Source organism: Burkholderia sp. 10_S31 (assembly GCF_056930375.1).
Window position 1 is genome coordinate 1,831,592 of the sequence record NZ_JBXOWK010000003.1, and the last position, 15,920, is coordinate 1,847,511.

General features: G+C 65.4%; 16 protein-coding genes and 1 pseudogene. 6 read left to right on the forward strand and 11 right to left on the reverse strand.

Annotation, left to right across the window (positions count from 1 at the left end):
* Nucleotides 1–175: 175 nt before the first annotated feature.
* A pseudogene (locus AC1Z3W_RS28675) lies at nt 176–420 on the reverse strand (hypothetical protein); the annotation flags it as partial.
* On the opposite strand from AC1Z3W_RS28675, the gene AC1Z3W_RS28680 reads away from it, so the two are divergent.
* Nucleotides 316–2,136 carry a PhoH family protein gene (locus AC1Z3W_RS28680; protein WP_483509000.1) on the forward strand — a complete coding sequence of 607 codons (1,821 nt, stop codon included), beginning with the start codon at nt 316–318 and terminating at the stop codon, nt 2,134–2,136. The pseudogene AC1Z3W_RS28675 and the gene AC1Z3W_RS28680 overlap by 105 nt on opposite strands.
* Before the next feature lie 236 nt (nt 2,137–2,372).
* The gene (locus tag AC1Z3W_RS28685) at nt 2,373–3,425 is read left to right on the forward strand and encodes a C40 family peptidase (protein WP_124833188.1); all 1,053 of its coding nucleotides are present in this window, start codon (nt 2,373–2,375) and stop codon (nt 3,423–3,425) included.
* A 119-nt stretch (nt 3,426–3,544) separates the two neighbouring features.
* Here AC1Z3W_RS28685 and AC1Z3W_RS28690 read toward each other — a convergent pair whose 3' ends face one another.
* From AC1Z3W_RS28690 to AC1Z3W_RS28735, 10 genes are all read right to left on the reverse strand, one after another.
* On the reverse strand, nt 3,545–4,555 hold the full coding sequence (locus tag AC1Z3W_RS28690) for an inorganic phosphate transporter (RefSeq protein ID WP_057925294.1): 1,011 nt from the start codon (nt 4,553–4,555) through the stop codon (nt 3,545–3,547).
* A gap of 10 nt (nt 4,556–4,565) precedes the next feature.
* A complete protein-coding gene (locus AC1Z3W_RS28695; protein WP_044847234.1) occupies nt 4,566–5,192 on the reverse strand; it encodes a DUF47 domain-containing protein in 627 nt (208 codons plus the stop codon).
* 146 nt (nt 5,193–5,338) lie between these two features.
* Nucleotides 5,339–6,721 carry a replicative DNA helicase gene (locus tag AC1Z3W_RS28700; RefSeq protein ID WP_044847233.1) on the reverse strand — a complete coding sequence of 461 codons (1,383 nt, stop codon included), beginning with the start codon at nt 6,719–6,721 and terminating at the stop codon, nt 5,339–5,341.
* A 142-nt stretch (nt 6,722–6,863) separates the two neighbouring features.
* A complete protein-coding gene (gene rplI, locus AC1Z3W_RS28705) occupies nt 6,864–7,316 on the reverse strand; it encodes a 50S ribosomal protein L9 (RefSeq protein ID WP_057925295.1) in 453 nt (150 codons plus the stop codon).
* 27 nt (nt 7,317–7,343) lie between these two features.
* The gene (gene rpsR / locus AC1Z3W_RS28710; protein ID WP_270178484.1) at nt 7,344–7,619 is read right to left on the reverse strand and encodes a 30S ribosomal protein S18; all 276 of its coding nucleotides are present in this window, start codon (nt 7,617–7,619) and stop codon (nt 7,344–7,346) included.
* 4 nt (nt 7,620–7,623) lie between these two features.
* Entirely contained in the window at nt 7,624–7,923 is a 300-nt protein-coding gene (priB, locus tag AC1Z3W_RS28715; protein WP_006486250.1) for a primosomal replication protein N, read from the reverse strand.
* A 40-nt stretch (nt 7,924–7,963) separates the two neighbouring features.
* Entirely contained in the window at nt 7,964–8,338 is a 375-nt protein-coding gene (gene rpsF / locus AC1Z3W_RS28720) for a 30S ribosomal protein S6 (RefSeq protein ID WP_006755436.1), read from the reverse strand.
* A gap of 241 nt (nt 8,339–8,579) precedes the next feature.
* Entirely contained in the window at nt 8,580–9,476 is an 897-nt protein-coding gene (locus AC1Z3W_RS28725) for an anti-sigma factor family protein (RefSeq protein ID WP_483509001.1), read from the reverse strand.
* Entirely contained in the window at nt 9,466–10,107 is a 642-nt protein-coding gene (locus AC1Z3W_RS28730) for an RNA polymerase sigma factor (RefSeq protein ID WP_057925297.1), read from the reverse strand. The genes AC1Z3W_RS28725 and AC1Z3W_RS28730 overlap by 11 nt, the downstream gene beginning before the upstream one ends.
* A gap of 173 nt (nt 10,108–10,280) precedes the next feature.
* A complete protein-coding gene (locus AC1Z3W_RS28735) occupies nt 10,281–11,192 on the reverse strand; it encodes a LysR family transcriptional regulator (protein ID WP_057925298.1) in 912 nt (303 codons plus the stop codon).
* Between the two features lie 171 nt (nt 11,193–11,363).
* Between AC1Z3W_RS28735 and gcl the strand changes: the two genes are divergently transcribed.
* The 4 genes from gcl (at nt 11,364) to lysM (ending at nt 15,855) form a co-directional block, all read left to right on the forward strand.
* Entirely contained in the window at nt 11,364–13,139 is a 1,776-nt protein-coding gene (gcl, locus tag AC1Z3W_RS28740) for a glyoxylate carboligase (protein ID WP_057925299.1), read from the forward strand.
* A gap of 43 nt (nt 13,140–13,182) precedes the next feature.
* Nucleotides 13,183–13,992 carry a hydroxypyruvate isomerase gene (hyi, locus tag AC1Z3W_RS28745; protein ID WP_124833185.1) on the forward strand — a complete coding sequence of 270 codons (810 nt, stop codon included), beginning with the start codon at nt 13,183–13,185 and terminating at the stop codon, nt 13,990–13,992.
* Nucleotides 13,993–14,018: 26 nt separating this feature from the next.
* On the forward strand, nt 14,019–14,927 hold the full coding sequence (locus AC1Z3W_RS28750) for a 2-hydroxy-3-oxopropionate reductase (protein WP_483509609.1): 909 nt from the start codon (nt 14,019–14,021) through the stop codon (nt 14,925–14,927).
* 457 nt (nt 14,928–15,384) lie between these two features.
* A complete protein-coding gene (gene lysM / locus AC1Z3W_RS28755) occupies nt 15,385–15,855 on the forward strand; it encodes a peptidoglycan-binding protein LysM (protein WP_124833183.1) in 471 nt (156 codons plus the stop codon).
* Nucleotides 15,856–15,920: the final 65 nt, after the last annotated feature.

The following is a 15,920-nucleotide window of genomic DNA, read 5'->3' on the forward strand; positions in this document are numbered from 1 at the left end:
CGCAATGAATGCCAGTTCGCCCCATATTTCTCGTAGCTGCGCCGGTGCCCGTTGCGATGCTTCCCGGCACCTGACGCGCATCACGACGGTATCAGCCGAGCCGCATGTCCCTGTCGATGGGGCAGCGGCTTTTTTTATGGACTGCGCGCCGGCCCTCGGTCCGGCCCTCACCCTGTCAAGGAGCTGATCGACACTTAGGCGAACCGGCTAGACGAAACTCCTGTGCGCCACCGCGCGCAAACTGCATGCGTCTACGTCACGCAGGATGCGATCAGCGGCGCACTTCATGCGACACGATTCCTCCCGAGGGACACCATGCCTTTGCCTACTCCCCCCAGCAAGCTCGGCAGCCTGCTGCCGCCCGACGAATACAAGGCGAAAGCGCGGCCCGCGAAAGCCGCGAAGAAATCCGCCGAAGGGGACGCATCCACAGCCGGTGACTATGGCCCGGCCAGCGTGGCCCAACCGATGACCGAAGCCGCGAACACGGTCGCACCGCTGCGTGCGGTCGCGCCGTCGTCGGCGCAACCGGCCGCAAGCACGCCTGCGCGCGGCCGCAAGACCAAGCAGACGGCAGCGCTGCTGCAGCCGATGCAGGCACCGGCAGAACCCGCGCCCGCCGAAACCGCCGCGCCGGTCGTTGCGCGCAACGACAAGCCGGCCGCTGGTAAACCGGGCGCGACGCCCGCGCGCGATGCCGGCGCCGCGACGAAGTCGCGCAGCCACAAGCCGGCCGAAGCCGAACTGCAAAAGCTGTTCGTGCTCGACACCAACGTGCTGATGCACGACCCGAGCAGCCTCTTCCGCTTCGAGGAACACGACGTCTATCTGCCGATGATGACGCTCGAGGAGCTCGATAACCACAAGAAGGGGATGTCCGAGGTCGCGCGCAACGCGCGCCAGGTGAGCCGCACGCTCGACGCGCTGGTCGCCGACGGCGGCCCGATCTCGACCGGCATTCCGCTGTCGCGCCTCGGCAGCCGCGAGGCGCTCGGCCGGCTGTACTTCCAGACGAAGCTCGCCGACATCGCGCCGGTCGAAGGCCTGCCCGAGGGCAAGGCCGACAACCAGATCCTCGGCGTCGTGCGTGCGCTGCAGCGCGACCGGCCGGATCGCCAGGTCGTGCTGGTGTCGAAAGACATCAACATGCGGATCAAGGCGCATGCGCTCGGCCTACCCGCGGAAGACTACTTCAACGACCAGGTACTCGAGGACAAGGACCTCCTCTATTCCGGCGTGCGCGAACTGCCGCAGGACTTCTGGACCAAGCATGCGAAGGGAATGGAGAGCTGGCAGGACACGAAGACGGGCACCACGTACTACCGCGTGACGGGCCCGCTCGTCGCGTCGATGCTCGTCAACGAGTTCGTCTATCTCGAACCGCAGAACGGCGAACCGACGTTCCACGCGATCGTCCGCGAGCTGAACGGCAAGACGGCGCTGCTGCAGACGCTGCGCGACTACAGCCACCACAAGAACAACGTGTGGGGCATTACCGCGCGCAACCGCGAGCAGAACTTCGCGCTGAACCTGCTGATGAACCCCGAGATCGACTTCGTCACGCTGCTCGGCCAGGCCGGCACCGGCAAGACGCTCGTCGCGCTCGCGGCCGGCCTCGCGCAGGTGCTCGACGACAAGCGCTACAACGAGATCATCGTGACGCGCGCAACCGTCCCCGTCGGCGAGGACATCGGGTTCCTGCCCGGCACCGAGGAAGAGAAGATGCAGCCGTGGATGGGTGCATTCGACGATAACCTCGAAGTGCTGCAGAAGACCGACGACGCAGCCGGCGAATGGGGCCGCGCGGCCACGCAGGAGCTGATCCGTTCGCGCCTGAAGGTGAAGAGCATGAACTTCATGCGCGGCCGCACGTTCGTCGACAAGTACCTGATCATCGACGAAGCGCAGAACCTGACGCCGAAGCAGATGAAGACGCTCGTGACGCGCGCGGGCCCCGGCACGAAGATCGTGTGCCTCGGCAACATCGCGCAGATCGACACGCCTTACCTGACGGAAGGCAGCTCGGGCCTGACCTACGTCGTCGACCGCTTCAAGGGCTGGGGCCACAGCGGCCACGTGACGCTCGCGCGCGGCGAACGCTCGCGGCTCGCCGACTACGCGTCGGACATCCTGTAACGCGCGACCGGCTCCCCGCCGGCTCTCGACGCCACGCGGCGCTCCATTTCCGGAGCGCCGTTTTTATTTTTGGGGTCGGGAATGTTGGTCATGTTTCGTTACGCAACAACCTCACTTACGCGCGAAACTTCAAGTAAATTCTCAGGAATGGTTGCCTAAGCCCCGCCGGAACGTCTACCATCGGGTCTGTCTGTTGTCATACGATTCGCGAGTGCGCCGCGCTCGTCCGCCTTGTCATGCTTCGAATCTGGGTTCCCGTCGCCGTCGTTTCACTGCTCGCGGCCTGCTCCAGCGTGCCGCCGCAGTCGGCCTCGCGCACCTCCGGCATGAAGATCACGACGCCGCGCGCATTCCCCCCGCCCGCCAATTTCCCGAAATTCGTCGATCACAGCGTCGGCCAGGAAGAAATCTCGATCCAGGCGATGAGCCTCGTCGGCGTGCCTTATCGCTGGGGCGGTAACACGCCAGCGAGCGGCTTCGACTGCAGCGGGCTCGTGCGCTACGTGATCGGCCGCGCGGCAGATGTGAACCTGCCGCGCACGACCGCCGACATGAGCAGCCGCGGCGTGTCGATCGACCCCGACCAGGTCGCGCCAGGCGACCTGATCTTCTTCAATACGACCGGACGCCCGCACTCGCACGTCGGCATCTATGTCGGCAAGCTGCGCTTCGTCAACGCGCCGTCGACCGGCGGCACCGTACGGCTCGATTACCTGACGAACCCGTATTGGGCCAAGCGCTTCGACGGTATTCGCCGTGTCGCGCCGCCGCGCGGCACGCCTGCCCCGTTCGATGCGCCGACCTACGAGGCACGGCGCAACGCACCGGCTGCCGTCGTCACTGCCGCCGCGCAGCGACAGCCTGCCTATGCCGCTCCGCAAGCCAGCTCGGCCCCGTCGGCCGCACCGATCGTGCAAGCCGCACCGGTCGCAGCGACCGCTGCGGTTGCCCCGGCAGCCGCACCCGCCGTCGATCCGTACGAACCGCCGCCGCGCGTGCAGGCCGCTCGGCAGCAGGCAACCTCGGCGAACGGCGACATGACCGCCCTGACCGCCAATGCGGCGGCGTCTGGCCCGGCAGAGGTCGGCACGCAGATTCCGACGACGACGCTGACGGCCGCCCAGGCGGCCGCATTCGATGACGAACCGCCACCCGCGGCCGCCGCACCGTCGCCGCGCACCACCGAACCCGTGCAGGTGCTGCGGGCGTCGACGCAATCCGCGCCCGTCAGTCCGCGCACCGGCACGGCGGACGATCCGATCGCCCGCTTCGCGAACGGAAGTTACTGACGTCGCACATCCTCCGGCGGCAGCCCCGCCATGGGCCACCCCTTTCCCGAGCACCAAAGAAAATGCGCCGCAACCTCGCGGTTTGCGGCGCATTTCGTGTCGATCCGGCAGCGGCGGAATCAGAAGATCTGGTGCCCGAGCCACCAGCCGCCGGCCGCGAACAGCGCGGAAGCCGGCAGCGTCAGCACCCACGCCCACACGATGTTGCCGGCGACGCCCCAGCGCACGGCCGACAGCTTCTGCGTCGCGCCGACACCGACGATCGCGCCGGTAATCGTGTGCGTGGTCGACACGGGAATGCCAAGGAACGACGCGATGAACAGCGTGATCGCCCCGCCGCTTTCGGCACAGAAACCGCCGACCGGCTTGAGCTTCGTGATCTTCTGGCCCATCGTGCGCACGATGCGCCAGCCGCCGAACAGCGTGCCGAGGCCCATCGACAGGTAGCACGCGCCGATCACCCACGCGGGCGGCGCATCGGACGTCGCCGACGCATAGCCCGTCGCGATCAGCAGCATCCAGATGATGCCGATTGTCTTCTGCGCGTCGTTGCCGCCGTGGCCCAGGCTGTACAGGCCGGCCGACAGCAGCTGGAGCCGGCGGAAGCGCCTGTCGACCTTGCTTGGGGCGGTACGGAAGTACAGCCATGACACGCCGAGCATGAACAGCGAGCCGAGGATGAAGCCGAGCAGCGGCGAGATGAAGATGAACGCGACGGTCTTGAGCAACCCGTCGATGTTCAGCGAACCCCAGCCGGACTTTGCGAGCGCTGCGCCGACGAGGCCGCCGATCAGTGCATGCGACGAGCTCGACGGAATCCCGTAGTACCACGTGATCACGTTCCAGCCGATCGCACCGACCAGCGCGCCGAACACGACGTAGTGGTCGACGATCTCGGGATCGATCGTGCCTTTACCGACGGTCTGCGCGACCTTCAGGTGGAAAATGAAGTACGCGATGACGTTGAACGCTGCCGCGAACACCACGGCTTGCTGGGGCTTCAGCACCCCGGTCGACACGACGGTGGCGATCGAGTTCGCGGCGTCGTGGAAGCCGTTCATGAAGTCGAATACGAGCGCGACGAGCACGAGCGTCGCGACCATCCATAGGGCGAGTTGTATCGAATGCATCGTGGTCCGCTCAGGCGTTTTCCAGCACGATGCCTTCGATGATGTTCGCGACGTCCTCGCACTTGTCGGTGATCTCTTCGAGCAGTTCGTAGATCGCCTTCAGCTTGATGAGCGTCTTCACGTCGTCTTCCTCGCGGAACAGCTTCGACATCGCCGCACGCAGCACACGATCGGCCTCCGACTCCCAGCGGTCGATCTCCTCGCACTGCTTGAGGATCTGCGCCGACTGCTTCATGTCGGACAGCAATCCGACGGCCTGCTGCACGTGTTGCGCCGACTGCGTGACGATGTGCGCGAGTTGGCTCGCCTCCGACGTGACGGACTGCACGTCGTACAGCGACACGGCCGTCGCGACGTCTTCCATCAGGTCGAGGATGTCGTCCATCGTCGTGATCAGCTTGTGGATCTCGTCGCGATCGAGCGGCGTGATGAAGGTCTTGTGCAGCAGATCGATCGCTTCATGCGTCAGCTTGTCAGCGGCCTTCTCGGCGGTCTGCACGTTTTGCTTGTGAATCTCGGCGTCGGCGAGATTGTCGATCAGCAGTTCGAGTTCGCGGCCACCGGAAACGATGTGCTTCGCGTGCGCGTTGAAGAGTTCAAAGAACTTGCCCTCGGTGGGCATGAATCGACCGAACATGGGATTCCTGAGAGATTGTCAAACGACTGTCACGAAAACGGGCGATATTGTACCGGTTTAGGTCGCGACGCGACGCGCGCATATGCGCGCGCCGGGATTGGATACAACGCTTGGTGAAATAAGGGTTTACATCCGGCGCGGAAGCGTTACTCCCCGTAGAAGTTCTGCGCCCCTGCAAAGTTGTCGAACTTCGTGTATTGCCCCAGGAACGTGAGCCGAACGGGACCGATCGGACCGTTACGCTGTTTGCCGATGATGATCTCGGCCGTTCCCTTGTCCGGGCTGTCCGGATTGTAAACCTCGTCGCGATAAATGAACAGGATCACGTCCGCGTCCTGTTCGATTGCGCCCGATTCACGCAAGTCGGACATCACCGGACGCTTGTTCGGACGCTGCTCCAGCCCGCGGTTCAGCTGCGACAGCGCGATCACCGGCACGTCCAGCTCCTTCGCCAGACTCTTCAGCGATCGCGAGATTTCCGAGATTTCGGTCGCGCGGTTCTCGCCCTGCGACGAGCCCGACATCAGCTGCAGGTAGTCGACGATGATCAGGCCGAGCTTGCCGCATTGCCGCGCAAGACGTCGTGCGCGCGAGCGCAACTCCATCGGGTTCAGGCCGCCCGTCTCGTCGATGAAGAGCTGCGCCTCGCTCATCTTCTGCACCGCGTGCGTCAGCTTCGGCCAATCTTCGTCCGTCAGTCGGCCGGTACGCATCCGGTGCTGGTCGAGCCGGCCGATCGAGCCGAGCATACGCATCACGAGCTGCGTACCCGGCATTTCCATCGAGAACACCGCCACGGGCAACCCATACTCGACCGCGACGTATTCGCCGATGTTCATCGAGAACGCCGTCTTACCCATCGACGGACGCCCTGCCACGATGATCAGTTCGCCGCCGTGCATTCCGGACGTCATCCGGTCGAGGTCGACGAAGCCCGTCGGCGTGCCCGTGACGTCGCTCGGGTTCGCGGTGTGATACAGCGTGTCGATTCGCTCGACGACCTGCGTGAGCAGCGGGCCGATCTCGAGGAAGCCCTGGTTGCCGCGCGCGCCCTCTTCGGCGATCGAGAACACTTTCGACTCGGCCTCGTCGAGCAGTTGACGGACTTCCTTGCCCTGCGGATTGAACGCGTCGGCCGAGATTTCATCGGCGACCGACACGAGCCGGCGCAGCACCGCACGGTCGCGCACGATTTCCGCATAGCGGCGGATGTTCGCGGCGCTCGGCGTGTTCTGCGCGAGTGCGTTCAGGTACGCGAGCCCGCCGACGTCGTCGGCCTTGCCGGACGTGGTCAGCGCTTCGTACACGGTCACGACGTCGGCCGGGCGCGTCGACGCGATCAGCCGGCCGATGTGCTCGTAGATGATCCGGTGGTCGTAGCGATAGAAGTCACCCTGCGACAGGAAGTCGGCAATCCGGTCCCATGCCGCGTTGTCGAGCAACAGGCCGCCGAGCACCGACTGCTCGGCTTCGACCGAATGCGGCGGGACTTTCAGCGATTCGATTTGAGGATCTTGCGGCGCGTTCATGGGTTGGGATTATCGCGAATAACCTACGACGATGCTAGAGAGACGGGCGCCGGCGAACAGGCAATAAAAAAGGCAGGCCCCGGTTGCCCGGGCGCCTGCCCTTGTCCGGACGGCGGAAGCCGCCCGGAAAGCTTGCGTACGCTTACGCGTGGTCGCCGATCACGTTGATCGTGACGTCGACGACGACGTCCGTGTGCAGCGCGACCTGAACGACGTGCTCGCCGATCATCTTCAGCGGGCCTTCCGGCATGCGAACTTGCAGCTTCTCGACTTCGAAACCTGCCTTCTTCAGCAGTTCCGCGACGTCGCCGTTCGTGACCGAGCCGAACAGACGGCCGTCGACGCCCGACTTCTGCGTGACTTCGAACGATTGGCCGTTCAGCTTCTCGCCGACTGCCTGCGATGCTGCCAGCTTTTCAGCGGCGATCTTTTCGAGTTCAGCGCGGCGAACTTCGAATTCGGCGATCGCTTCCTTCGTTGCACGGCGAGCCTTGCGGTTCGGGATCAGGAAGTTGCGAGCGTAACCGTCCTTGACCTTGACGATATCGCCGAGGTTGCCCAGATTGGCGACTTTTTCCAACAGAATGATTTGCATTCGAATTCTCCTTATTGCGTCGCCTGATTACGCCTTGTGCTGATCGGTGTACGGCAGCAGCGCGAGGAAACGCGCACGCTTGATTGCCGTATCCAGCTGACGCTGATAGTGCGCCTTCGTACCCGTCAGACGAGCCGGCGTGATCTTGCCGTTTTCGCCGACGAAGTCCTTCAGCGTTTCCGTGTCCTTGTAGTCGATCTGCTCGACGCCGGCTGCCGTGAAACGGCAGAACTTCTTGCGCTTGAAGAGCGGGTTTTGTTGCTGACGACGCTTGTCGAATTTCTTACCAGTCGGGCGGGCCATGATTTCAGTCCTTTCCTATGTCCTGCAATGCAGTGATGTGAAACACCAAGGTTCTCGCGTTGCGGCTTTTCTTTGCCAGGAAGCCCGTGAACAGCGTCTCGACGCCCATTTCACGACTTTCCAGCTTGCCGCTCGCCTCACCGGCCGCCACCGCCTCGATCGTCATTTCGACCTGACGGGGAATGCCTGCTTCGACGACTTCCGTGCGGTGATGCAACGTGGCGCTTGCGATCGGAACACCTGCCGGCGTATATCGCACCGGTGCGCGTTCGACGACGCTCGCCGTCAATTGCAACCTGTTCACGTGAGTGGCGCGCTCCTTGGTGGCTTAATAAGTGACTAACTTAAGCCTGCGCTTCGGTCGGCTGAGCTGCAGCCGCCTTCTTGGCTTCTTCGCGCTGAACTTCCTTCATCATCGGCGACGGGCCGGTCTCGGCCTTCTTCATCTTGACGATGAGGTGACGCAGCACGGCGTCGTTGAACTTGAACGCGTGTTCGAGTTCGTCGAGCGTCGTCTGGTCGCACTCGATGTTCATGCAGACGTAGTGAGCCTTCGCGAGTTTCTCGATCATGTAGGCCAGCTGGCGACGGCCCCAGTCTTCGACACGGTGGATCTGGCCGCCGTGCGTCGTGATCGTGGTCTTGTAACGCTCGATCATCGCGGGCACTTGCTCGCTTTGATCGGGGTGCACGATGAATACGATTTCGTAATGACGCATTACACACTCCTTGTGGATTGAAGCCACCCGGGCGTCTGAACCGGTGTGGCAAGTGAGAAGCCGAAGATTTTAACCCGGATATGAGGCGCACGCAACACCGATCGGCAATTTCCGACCGGATTCGGCCATGTTTTCAAAGACTTGAATCGTGCCGACGGTCGAAACGGCCGTCGGCGTGCCCGCCCAGAAATCGGGGCTCGAATATCGCGTGCAGATTCCGGGCCGACGACGCGGCCTGCCGTCACTCGCTGCGCGCCTCGCCAAGCCGCGCGTCGAGCGCCGCCCTGAACTCGGCCAGCGCCGACGGCTCGGCGTCGGTCACGGCCCACCAGGTCATCCCGGCCGCCTCCCAGCGATCGAGCGCGTAGCCCTGCGACACGGTCGCGTACGGCGCGGCCTCCCGGCCAACGCCTGCCGGCCGCACGTACACGTCGATCACGTGCTGCCGGTATCGGTACACGAGTACCGCGACGCGACGCCGCCCGACGTAGTCGAGCCGGCCGCCCGCGAGCGGGAAACCGCTCGCCGACAGGTCCTCGACCGGCGGCGCATAGTCGAGCCGGCCGTTGAACCACGGCTTGACCGTATGCCGGTCGGTCGAAATCACGTCGATGTCGCGCGCCGACAGGCCGGCCCGCACGTGGCTCGCGACCAGCTCGTCGACCGCCTGGTCGGTTTCGGCATGGCGGGCCGACAACGTCACCCCCGCCGCCGCAAGCGCAACCACCAGCGCCACGCCCCAGCCAAGCCCGGGCAGCACCGTGATGCGCGGCCCCGGCCCGGCAGACGCCGGGCGAGCCGATACGCCACGTCCGGCCGGCCACGAGAACCAGCGGCGACCGTTCGGCCGAGGCCAAGGCCGCGCCGCTGCGTCGGGCGCCGCTTCCGACGGGGCCGGCCCGCGCTCCTGCGCACCTCGTCCCGCCGGCAGCGCCGCCAGGATGCTCGCGCGCAGCGCATCCGGCGCGCGGTGATAGTCGGCCTGCCGCACGGCCCGCCCCAGCGCGACGATCCGCTCGCGTTCGCGACGGCACGCATCACACCCCTCGACATGCCGCTGGACGCGCAATGCATCGGGCGCCGACAGCTCGCGGTCGACGTCCGCGTCCAGCAACGCTCGCGCTTCGTTACAGTCCATCGATCGCCTCCGATGCGGTTCCGCTTGGCGACGCACGTCCCGGCACGGGTCCGGACGTCGGCGCCTGCACGCCGCCCAGCAGCGCGGCGAGCTTGCGCCGGCCGCGTGCGAGCCGCGACATCACGGTGCCGACCGGTACGTCGGCAATCGCCGCGATCTCGCGGTAGCTCAGGTCCTCCATCTCGCGCAGCACCAGCACCTCGCGGTATTCGGGCGGCAGCTTCGCGAGCGCCGCGTTCACGAGCCGCACGTTCTCGCCGCGCAGCAGATGCGCGAGCGGATCCTCGGTCGCCGGCTGCCAGTCGTCGGGCACGTCGGTATCGTCGAGCGTGTCAGGCAGCGCGACTTCGTGCGCATGCGTGCGCCGCCGCCATTCCGTGTACCAGGTGTGGCGCACGATCGTCAGCAGCCACGGCCGCGCGTTATCGCCGCGACACGAATCGACGAAGCGGAGCGCGCGCATGCATGCGTCCTGAACGACGTCGTCCGCATCGCCCGCGTTGCCGCTCAGCCAGCGCGCGAGGTTGTACGCGGCGTCGAGATGCGGCAGCACGAGCGCGCGAAACCGCTCGCCGCGCGCAACCGCGTCGTCCTCTGCCCGCTCGTCGACCGCCTGTCCGGCTTGCCCCACATGGCCTCCCTGGTCCTGGCGGCCAAAGCCGCGCCCGTCTCGCGTCCGTTCCCGCGCCCGATGCCCGGACAGACCGGCAGCGTGCGCACTCGATGACCTTACCGCCGCTGCGTCGAGTTTATTCCCGCACGAAGCCGACGAAGTGCAAAAAATGCCGGGACCTGCCGCGCCCGTTACGGCGTGCTGCTCCAGTAGCCGGGGCGCGCATACGCTTCGCGCAGGTAGTCGATGAAGTAGCGCACGCGCGCGGGCACGTAGCGCTGCTGCGGATAGACCGCGAGGATGTCGTAGTCCGGCAGCGCGTATTCGTCGAGCACCGTCTCGAGTTCGCCCGTCTCGAGCTGCGCGGCGATCTCCCAGGTCGAGCGCCAGCCGAGCCCGAGGCTCTCGGCCACCCAGCGATGCAGCAGCTCGCCGTCGTTGCAGTCGAGATTGCCGGCCACCCGCATCGTCACGATCTTGCCGTGGCGCTGGAAATACCAGCCGCGGTTCTGGCCGCCCTGCAGATTAAACGCGAGACAGTTGTGCCTGAGCAGGTCGTCGAGCGACTTCGGGCGGCCGTGCTTGCGGAAATACTCGGGGGTGCCGCACACGACGCGCCGGTTCGACGCGAGCTTCACCGCGACGAAGTTCGGATCGACCGAGCCGCCGATCCGGATCGACAGGTCGTAGCCTTCTCGCACGAGATCGACGACGCGATCGGTCAGGTTGAACGACAGCTGCATTTCCGGCTTGTCGGCGAGGAACCCAGGCGCATGGGGCGCAACATGCTTGCGGCCGAACGCGGCCGGCGCGGACACGATCAGGTGCCCGCTGACCGCACGCCGCCCGGCGGCCAGCTCGTTCTCGGCCTGGTCCCATTCGGACAGCAGCCCGCGACAGCGCTCGAGGAATGCGGCGCCCTCCTCGCTGACCACCAGCCGCCGCGTCGAGCGGTACATCAGCTTCACGCCAAGGCGCTTCTCGAGCGCGTCGATACGCCGCCCGAGCACCACCGGTGATACGCCCTCCTCGAGCGCCGCCGCCGCGAGGCTGCCCGCGTCCGCGACTCGCACGAACGTCTCGATCTGCTTGAAACGATCCATCTCCCGTCTCCGTCCCGGCTCCGACACCGGCGGGAAGCCCCGTCCGGCCGTCATTCCATACTTTTAGTTTCGAAATAAGCGACTTCGGCTGATCTTATCAAACCTTTCCTGCGTCCCTAAAGTGTTCCCAACAGACCGATTCGCAAGATCCGCACATTCAAGGAGACATTCATGGCCAAGATGAGAGCCGTCGACGCAGCCGTACTCGTGCTCGAGAAGGAAGGCATCCAGACCGCGTTCGGCGTGCCGGGCGCAGCAATCAACCCGTTCTATTCCGCGATGCGCAAGTCGGGCGGCATCAGCCACGTGCTGGCTCGCCACGTCGAAGGCGCGTCGCACATGGCCGAAGGCTTCACGCGTGCCGCACCGGGCAACATCGGCGTGTGCATCGGCACGTCGGGCCCCGCCGGCACCGACATGATCACCGGTCTCTATTCCGCATCGGCCGACTCGATTCCGATCCTCGCGATCACGGGCCAGGCACCGCGTGCGCGCCTGTACAAGGAAGACTTCCAGGCCGTCGACATCGAGTCGATCGCGAAGCCCGTCACCAAGTGGGCCGTCACCGTGCGCGAGCCGGCGCTCGTGCCGCGCGTGTTCCAGCAGGCATTCCACTTGATGCGCTCGGGCCGTCCGGGCCCGGTGCTGGTCGACCTGCCGATCGACGTGCAGCTCGCCGAAATCGAATTCGACATCGACACGTATGAACCGCTGCCGGTCTACAAGCCTGCTGCCACCCGCGCGCAGATCGAGAAGGCGCTCGCGATGCTCAACGACGCGGACAAGCCGCTGATCGTGTCGGGCGGCGGCGTGCTCAACGCGGCAGCCGAAGACCTGCTCGTCCAGTTCGCCGAAACGATCGGCGTGCCGGTGATCCCGACGCTGATGTCGTGGGGCGCGATTGCCGACGACCACCCGCTGATGGCCGGCATGGTCGGCCTGCAGACGTCGCACCGCTACGGCAACGCCACGATGCTCGCGTCCGACTTCGTGCTCGGCATCGGCAACCGCTGGGCGAACCGCCACACGGGCAGCGTCGAGGTCTACACGAAGGGCCGCAAGTTCGTGCACGTCGACATCGAGCCGACGCAGATCGGCCGCGTGTTCGGCCCGGATCTCGGCATCGTGTCCGACGCGAAGGCCGCACTCGAGCTGTTCGTCGCGGTCGCCCAAGAATGGAAGGCTGCCGGCAAGCTGAAGGACCGCAGCGCGTGGGTCGCCGACTGCCAGGCGCGCAAGCGCACGCTGCAGCGCAAGACGCACTTCGACAACGTCCCGGTCAAGCCGCAGCGCGTGTACGAAGAGATGAACAAGGTGTTCGGCCGCGATACGTGCTACGTCAGCACGATCGGCCTGTCGCAGATCGCCGCCGCGCAGTTCCTGCACGTGTTCAAGGCACGCAACTGGATCAACTGCGGCCAGGCCGGCCCGCTCGGCTGGACGATTCCCGCCGCGCTCGGCGTGCGCGCGGCCGACCCGACCCGCCCGATCGTCGCGCTGTCCGGCGACTACGACTTCCAGTTCATGATCGAGGAACTGGCTGCCGGCGCGCAATTCAAGCTGCCATACGTGCACGTCGTCGTGAACAACTCGTACCTCGGGCTGATCCGCCAGGCGCAGCGTGCGTTCGACATGGACTACTGCGTGCAGCTCGCGTTCGACAACGTGAACGCACCGGAGCTGAACGGCTATGGCGTCGATCACGTGGCGGTCGCCGAAGGTCTCGGCTGCAAGGCGCTGCGCGTGTTCAAGCCGGAAGAGATCGAGCCGGCGCTGCGCCAGGCGCAATCGCTCGCTGAAGAGTTCAGCGTGCCGGTGGTCGTCGAAGTGATCCTCGAGCGTGTGACGAACATTTCGATGGGCGCCGAGATCGACGCGATCAACGAGTTCGAGGAGCTCGCCGAGAAAGCCGAGCACGCACCGACCGCGATCTCGATGCTCGACTGAAGCGCACGACATTTTTGACTGACCGACCGAAGAGGCTTAGCTCATGCCGAAGTTTGCTGCAAACCTGACGATGCTGTTCAACGAAGTGCCGTTCCTCGACCGCTTCAAGGCGGCCGCGGACGCGGGCTTCGACGCCGTCGAGTTCCTGTTCCCGTACCCGTATGCGAAAGAGGAACTCGCCGAGCGGCTCGAGACGCACCGCCTGCGCCTCGTGCTGCACAACCTGCCCGCCGGCAACTGGGACCAGGGCGAGCGCGGCATCGCGTGCCTGCCCGATCGCGTCGGCGAGTTCCAGGAAGGCGTCGGCCGTGCGATCGAATACGCGAAGGCGCTGAAGGTGCCGCAGCTGAACTGCCTCGTCGGCATCCCGTCGGCGAGCACGGCGCGCGACAAGACCTTCGTCACGATCGTCGACAACCTGCGCTTCGCCGCCGACGCGCTGAAGCGCGAAGGCATCCGCCTGCTCGTCGAGCCGTGCAACAGTTTCGACATCCCGGGCTTCGCGCTGAACCGCTCGTCCGAAGGGCTCGACGTGATCCGCGCGGTCGGCTCGGACAACCTGTTCCTGCAGTACGACATCTATCACATGCAGCGCATGGAAGGCGAACTGGCCGCGACGATCGAACGCAACCTCGCGTCGATCGGCCACGTCCAGCTCGCGGACAACCCGGGCCGCAACGAGCCGGGTACGGGCGAGATCAACTACGCGTTCCTGTTCGCGCTGCTCGACAGGGTCGGCTATGCCGGCTATGTCGGCTGCGAATACAAGCCCCGCACCACCACGACGGAAGGGCTCGGCTGGCTGCAAAGCGTCGCCGGCTGCGCACCGGGCTCGGCGCGCCGCGCCGCCTGAGATCCGCCCTTCCCGCTTTCGCCCCTATAGGAGACTTACACATGGCAACCATCGGTTTCATCGGCCTCGGCATCATGGGCGCGCACATGGCGCGCAACCTGCTCAAGGGCGATCATCAGCTCGTCGTGAACGGTGCGTTCCCGATCCCGGACGACCTGCGCGCGAGCGCGAAGGTCGTCGCGAACTCGACCGAAGTCGCGCAGAACGCGGACATCATCATCTCGATGGTGCCGGACACGCCCGACGTGCGTAACGTGCTGTTCGCCGACGACGGCGTCGCAAAGGGCCTGACGGCCGGCAAGCTCGTGATCGACATGAGCTCGATCTCGCCGCTCGACACGCAGGAATTCGCGAAGCAGATCAACGCGCTCGGTTGCGACTACCTCGACGCGCCGGTGTCGGGCGGCGAAGTCGGCGCACGTGAAGCGACGCTGACGATCATGGTCGGCGGCCCGGAACAGGCATTCGAGCGCGCGAAGCCGCTGTTCGAGAAGATGGGCAAGAACATCACGCTCGTCGGCAACAACGGCGCGGGCCAGACCTGCAAGGTCGCGAACCAGATCATCGTCGCGCTGAACATCGAAGCGGTCGGCGAAGCACTGCTGTTCGCCGCACGCTCGGGCGCCGATCCCGAGCGCGTGCGCCAGGCGCTGATGGGCGGCTTCGCCGCATCGCGCATCCTCGAAGTGCACGGCGCGCGCATGACGAAGCGCACGTTCGATCCGGGCTTCCGCATCGAGCTGCACCAGAAGGACCTGAACCTCGCGCTCGACGGCGCACGCAAGCTCGGTCTCGCACTGCCGCACACGGCGAGCGCGCAGCAACTGTTCAGCGTGTGTGCGTCGCACGGCGGCAAGGCATGGGATCACTCGGCGCTCGTGCGTGCGCTCGAGATCATGTCGAACTTCGAAATCGGCCAGACGCCGGCTGCGTAACGCGGATGCCGCGGCGCGCGTTTCGCTGCAACGGCGAACGCGCGCGACGAATGCTCGCGATCCGGCCGCGGCCGATCGCATCGATGCACGAATACACGTGCATCACGGTGGGGCGTCCCGCCACGCATCGCTGAACGCGTGCGCGACGGGGCGAAAAACGCCGCTCTGGGCTGAGAGCGGCGTGGTGGGGTCCGCAGCGGCACCCGGCGGCGCCGGGGAAGCCTTGGTCGGTCAGACGTCGTCGTCGGGTGTCCGCCTGTCGGATTTCGCGTATTACATTTCTTTACGTTCACGCGTACGATTTTTCATGCAATCGTCGTGATGAACGCCTACACTTTCGCCACGCCTTTCGAGAAATCCGCCGCGCTTGCGCTCACTCCGGTGACCGCGCCCAGCGCGGTGTTTTTTTCGCCACTTCACGGCGCGTTTTCTTTTCAACCACCTAGGGAGTGCAGCGATGGGTCTTCTTTCGTTTATCAAAGAGGCGGGTGAAAAACTGCTGGGTCACGCTGACGCACAAGCGGCGGAAGATCCGAATGCCGCGAACCAGACCGCGGCCGACGCGATCAAGAACTACATCAGCACGCAAGGTCTCGACACGTCGAACCTGACCGTCGCGTTCGACGGCGCGTCGCGCACGGTCACGCTATCGGGCAGCGTCGCCGACCTCGACACGAAGGCGAAGGTCAAGGTCGCGGCCGGCAACGTGCAAGGCGTCGCGGGCGTGAACGACGACGACCTTCAGCCGGACGATCCGGAAATTCAGTACCACGACGTGAAGCCGGGCGACACGCTGTCGGCGATCGCCAAGGAAGTGTATGGCGACGCGAACAAGTATCCGGCGATCTTCGAGGCGAACAAGCCGATGCTGTCGAGCCCGGACCGGATCTACCCGGGCCAGAAGCTCGTGATTCCGCCGCAGTCCTGAGCAATCGCGCAGTAACTGACGCAAAAAAAGGCAGGCCATCGGCCTGCCTTTTTCATGCGCGCCGC

Coding starts and splice junctions, on each gene's coding strand:
- lysM (WP_124833183.1), top strand. CDS start 15,385: ATGGGTCTTCTTTCGTTTATCAAAGAGGCGGGTGAAAAACTGCTGGGT.
- rpsF (WP_006755436.1), bottom strand. CDS start 8,338: ATGCGTCATTACGAAATCGTATTCATCGTGCACCCCGATCAAAGCGAG.
- AC1Z3W_RS28700 (WP_044847233.1), bottom strand. CDS start 6,721: ATGAACGCGCCGCAAGATCCTCAAATCGAATCGCTGAAAGTCCCGCCG.
- rpsR (WP_270178484.1), bottom strand. CDS start 7,619: ATGGCCCGCCCGACTGGTAAGAAATTCGACAAGCGTCGTCAGCAACAA.
- hyi (WP_124833185.1), top strand. CDS start 13,183: ATGCCGAAGTTTGCTGCAAACCTGACGATGCTGTTCAACGAAGTGCCG.
- rplI (WP_057925295.1), bottom strand. CDS start 7,316: ATGCAAATCATTCTGTTGGAAAAAGTCGCCAATCTGGGCAACCTCGGC.
- AC1Z3W_RS28735 (WP_057925298.1), bottom strand. CDS start 11,192: ATGGATCGTTTCAAGCAGATCGAGACGTTCGTGCGAGTCGCGGACGCG.
- AC1Z3W_RS28690 (WP_057925294.1), bottom strand. CDS start 4,555: ATGCATTCGATACAACTCGCCCTATGGATGGTCGCGACGCTCGTGCTC.
- AC1Z3W_RS28725 (WP_483509001.1), bottom strand. CDS start 9,476: ATGGACTGTAACGAAGCGCGAGCGTTGCTGGACGCGGACGTCGACCGC.
- AC1Z3W_RS28680 (WP_483509000.1), top strand. CDS start 316: ATGCCTTTGCCTACTCCCCCCAGCAAGCTCGGCAGCCTGCTGCCGCCC.
- gcl (WP_057925299.1), top strand. CDS start 11,364: ATGGCCAAGATGAGAGCCGTCGACGCAGCCGTACTCGTGCTCGAGAAG.
- AC1Z3W_RS28695 (WP_044847234.1), bottom strand. CDS start 5,192: ATGTTCGGTCGATTCATGCCCACCGAGGGCAAGTTCTTTGAACTCTTC.
- AC1Z3W_RS28685 (WP_124833188.1), top strand. CDS start 2,373: ATGCTTCGAATCTGGGTTCCCGTCGCCGTCGTTTCACTGCTCGCGGCC.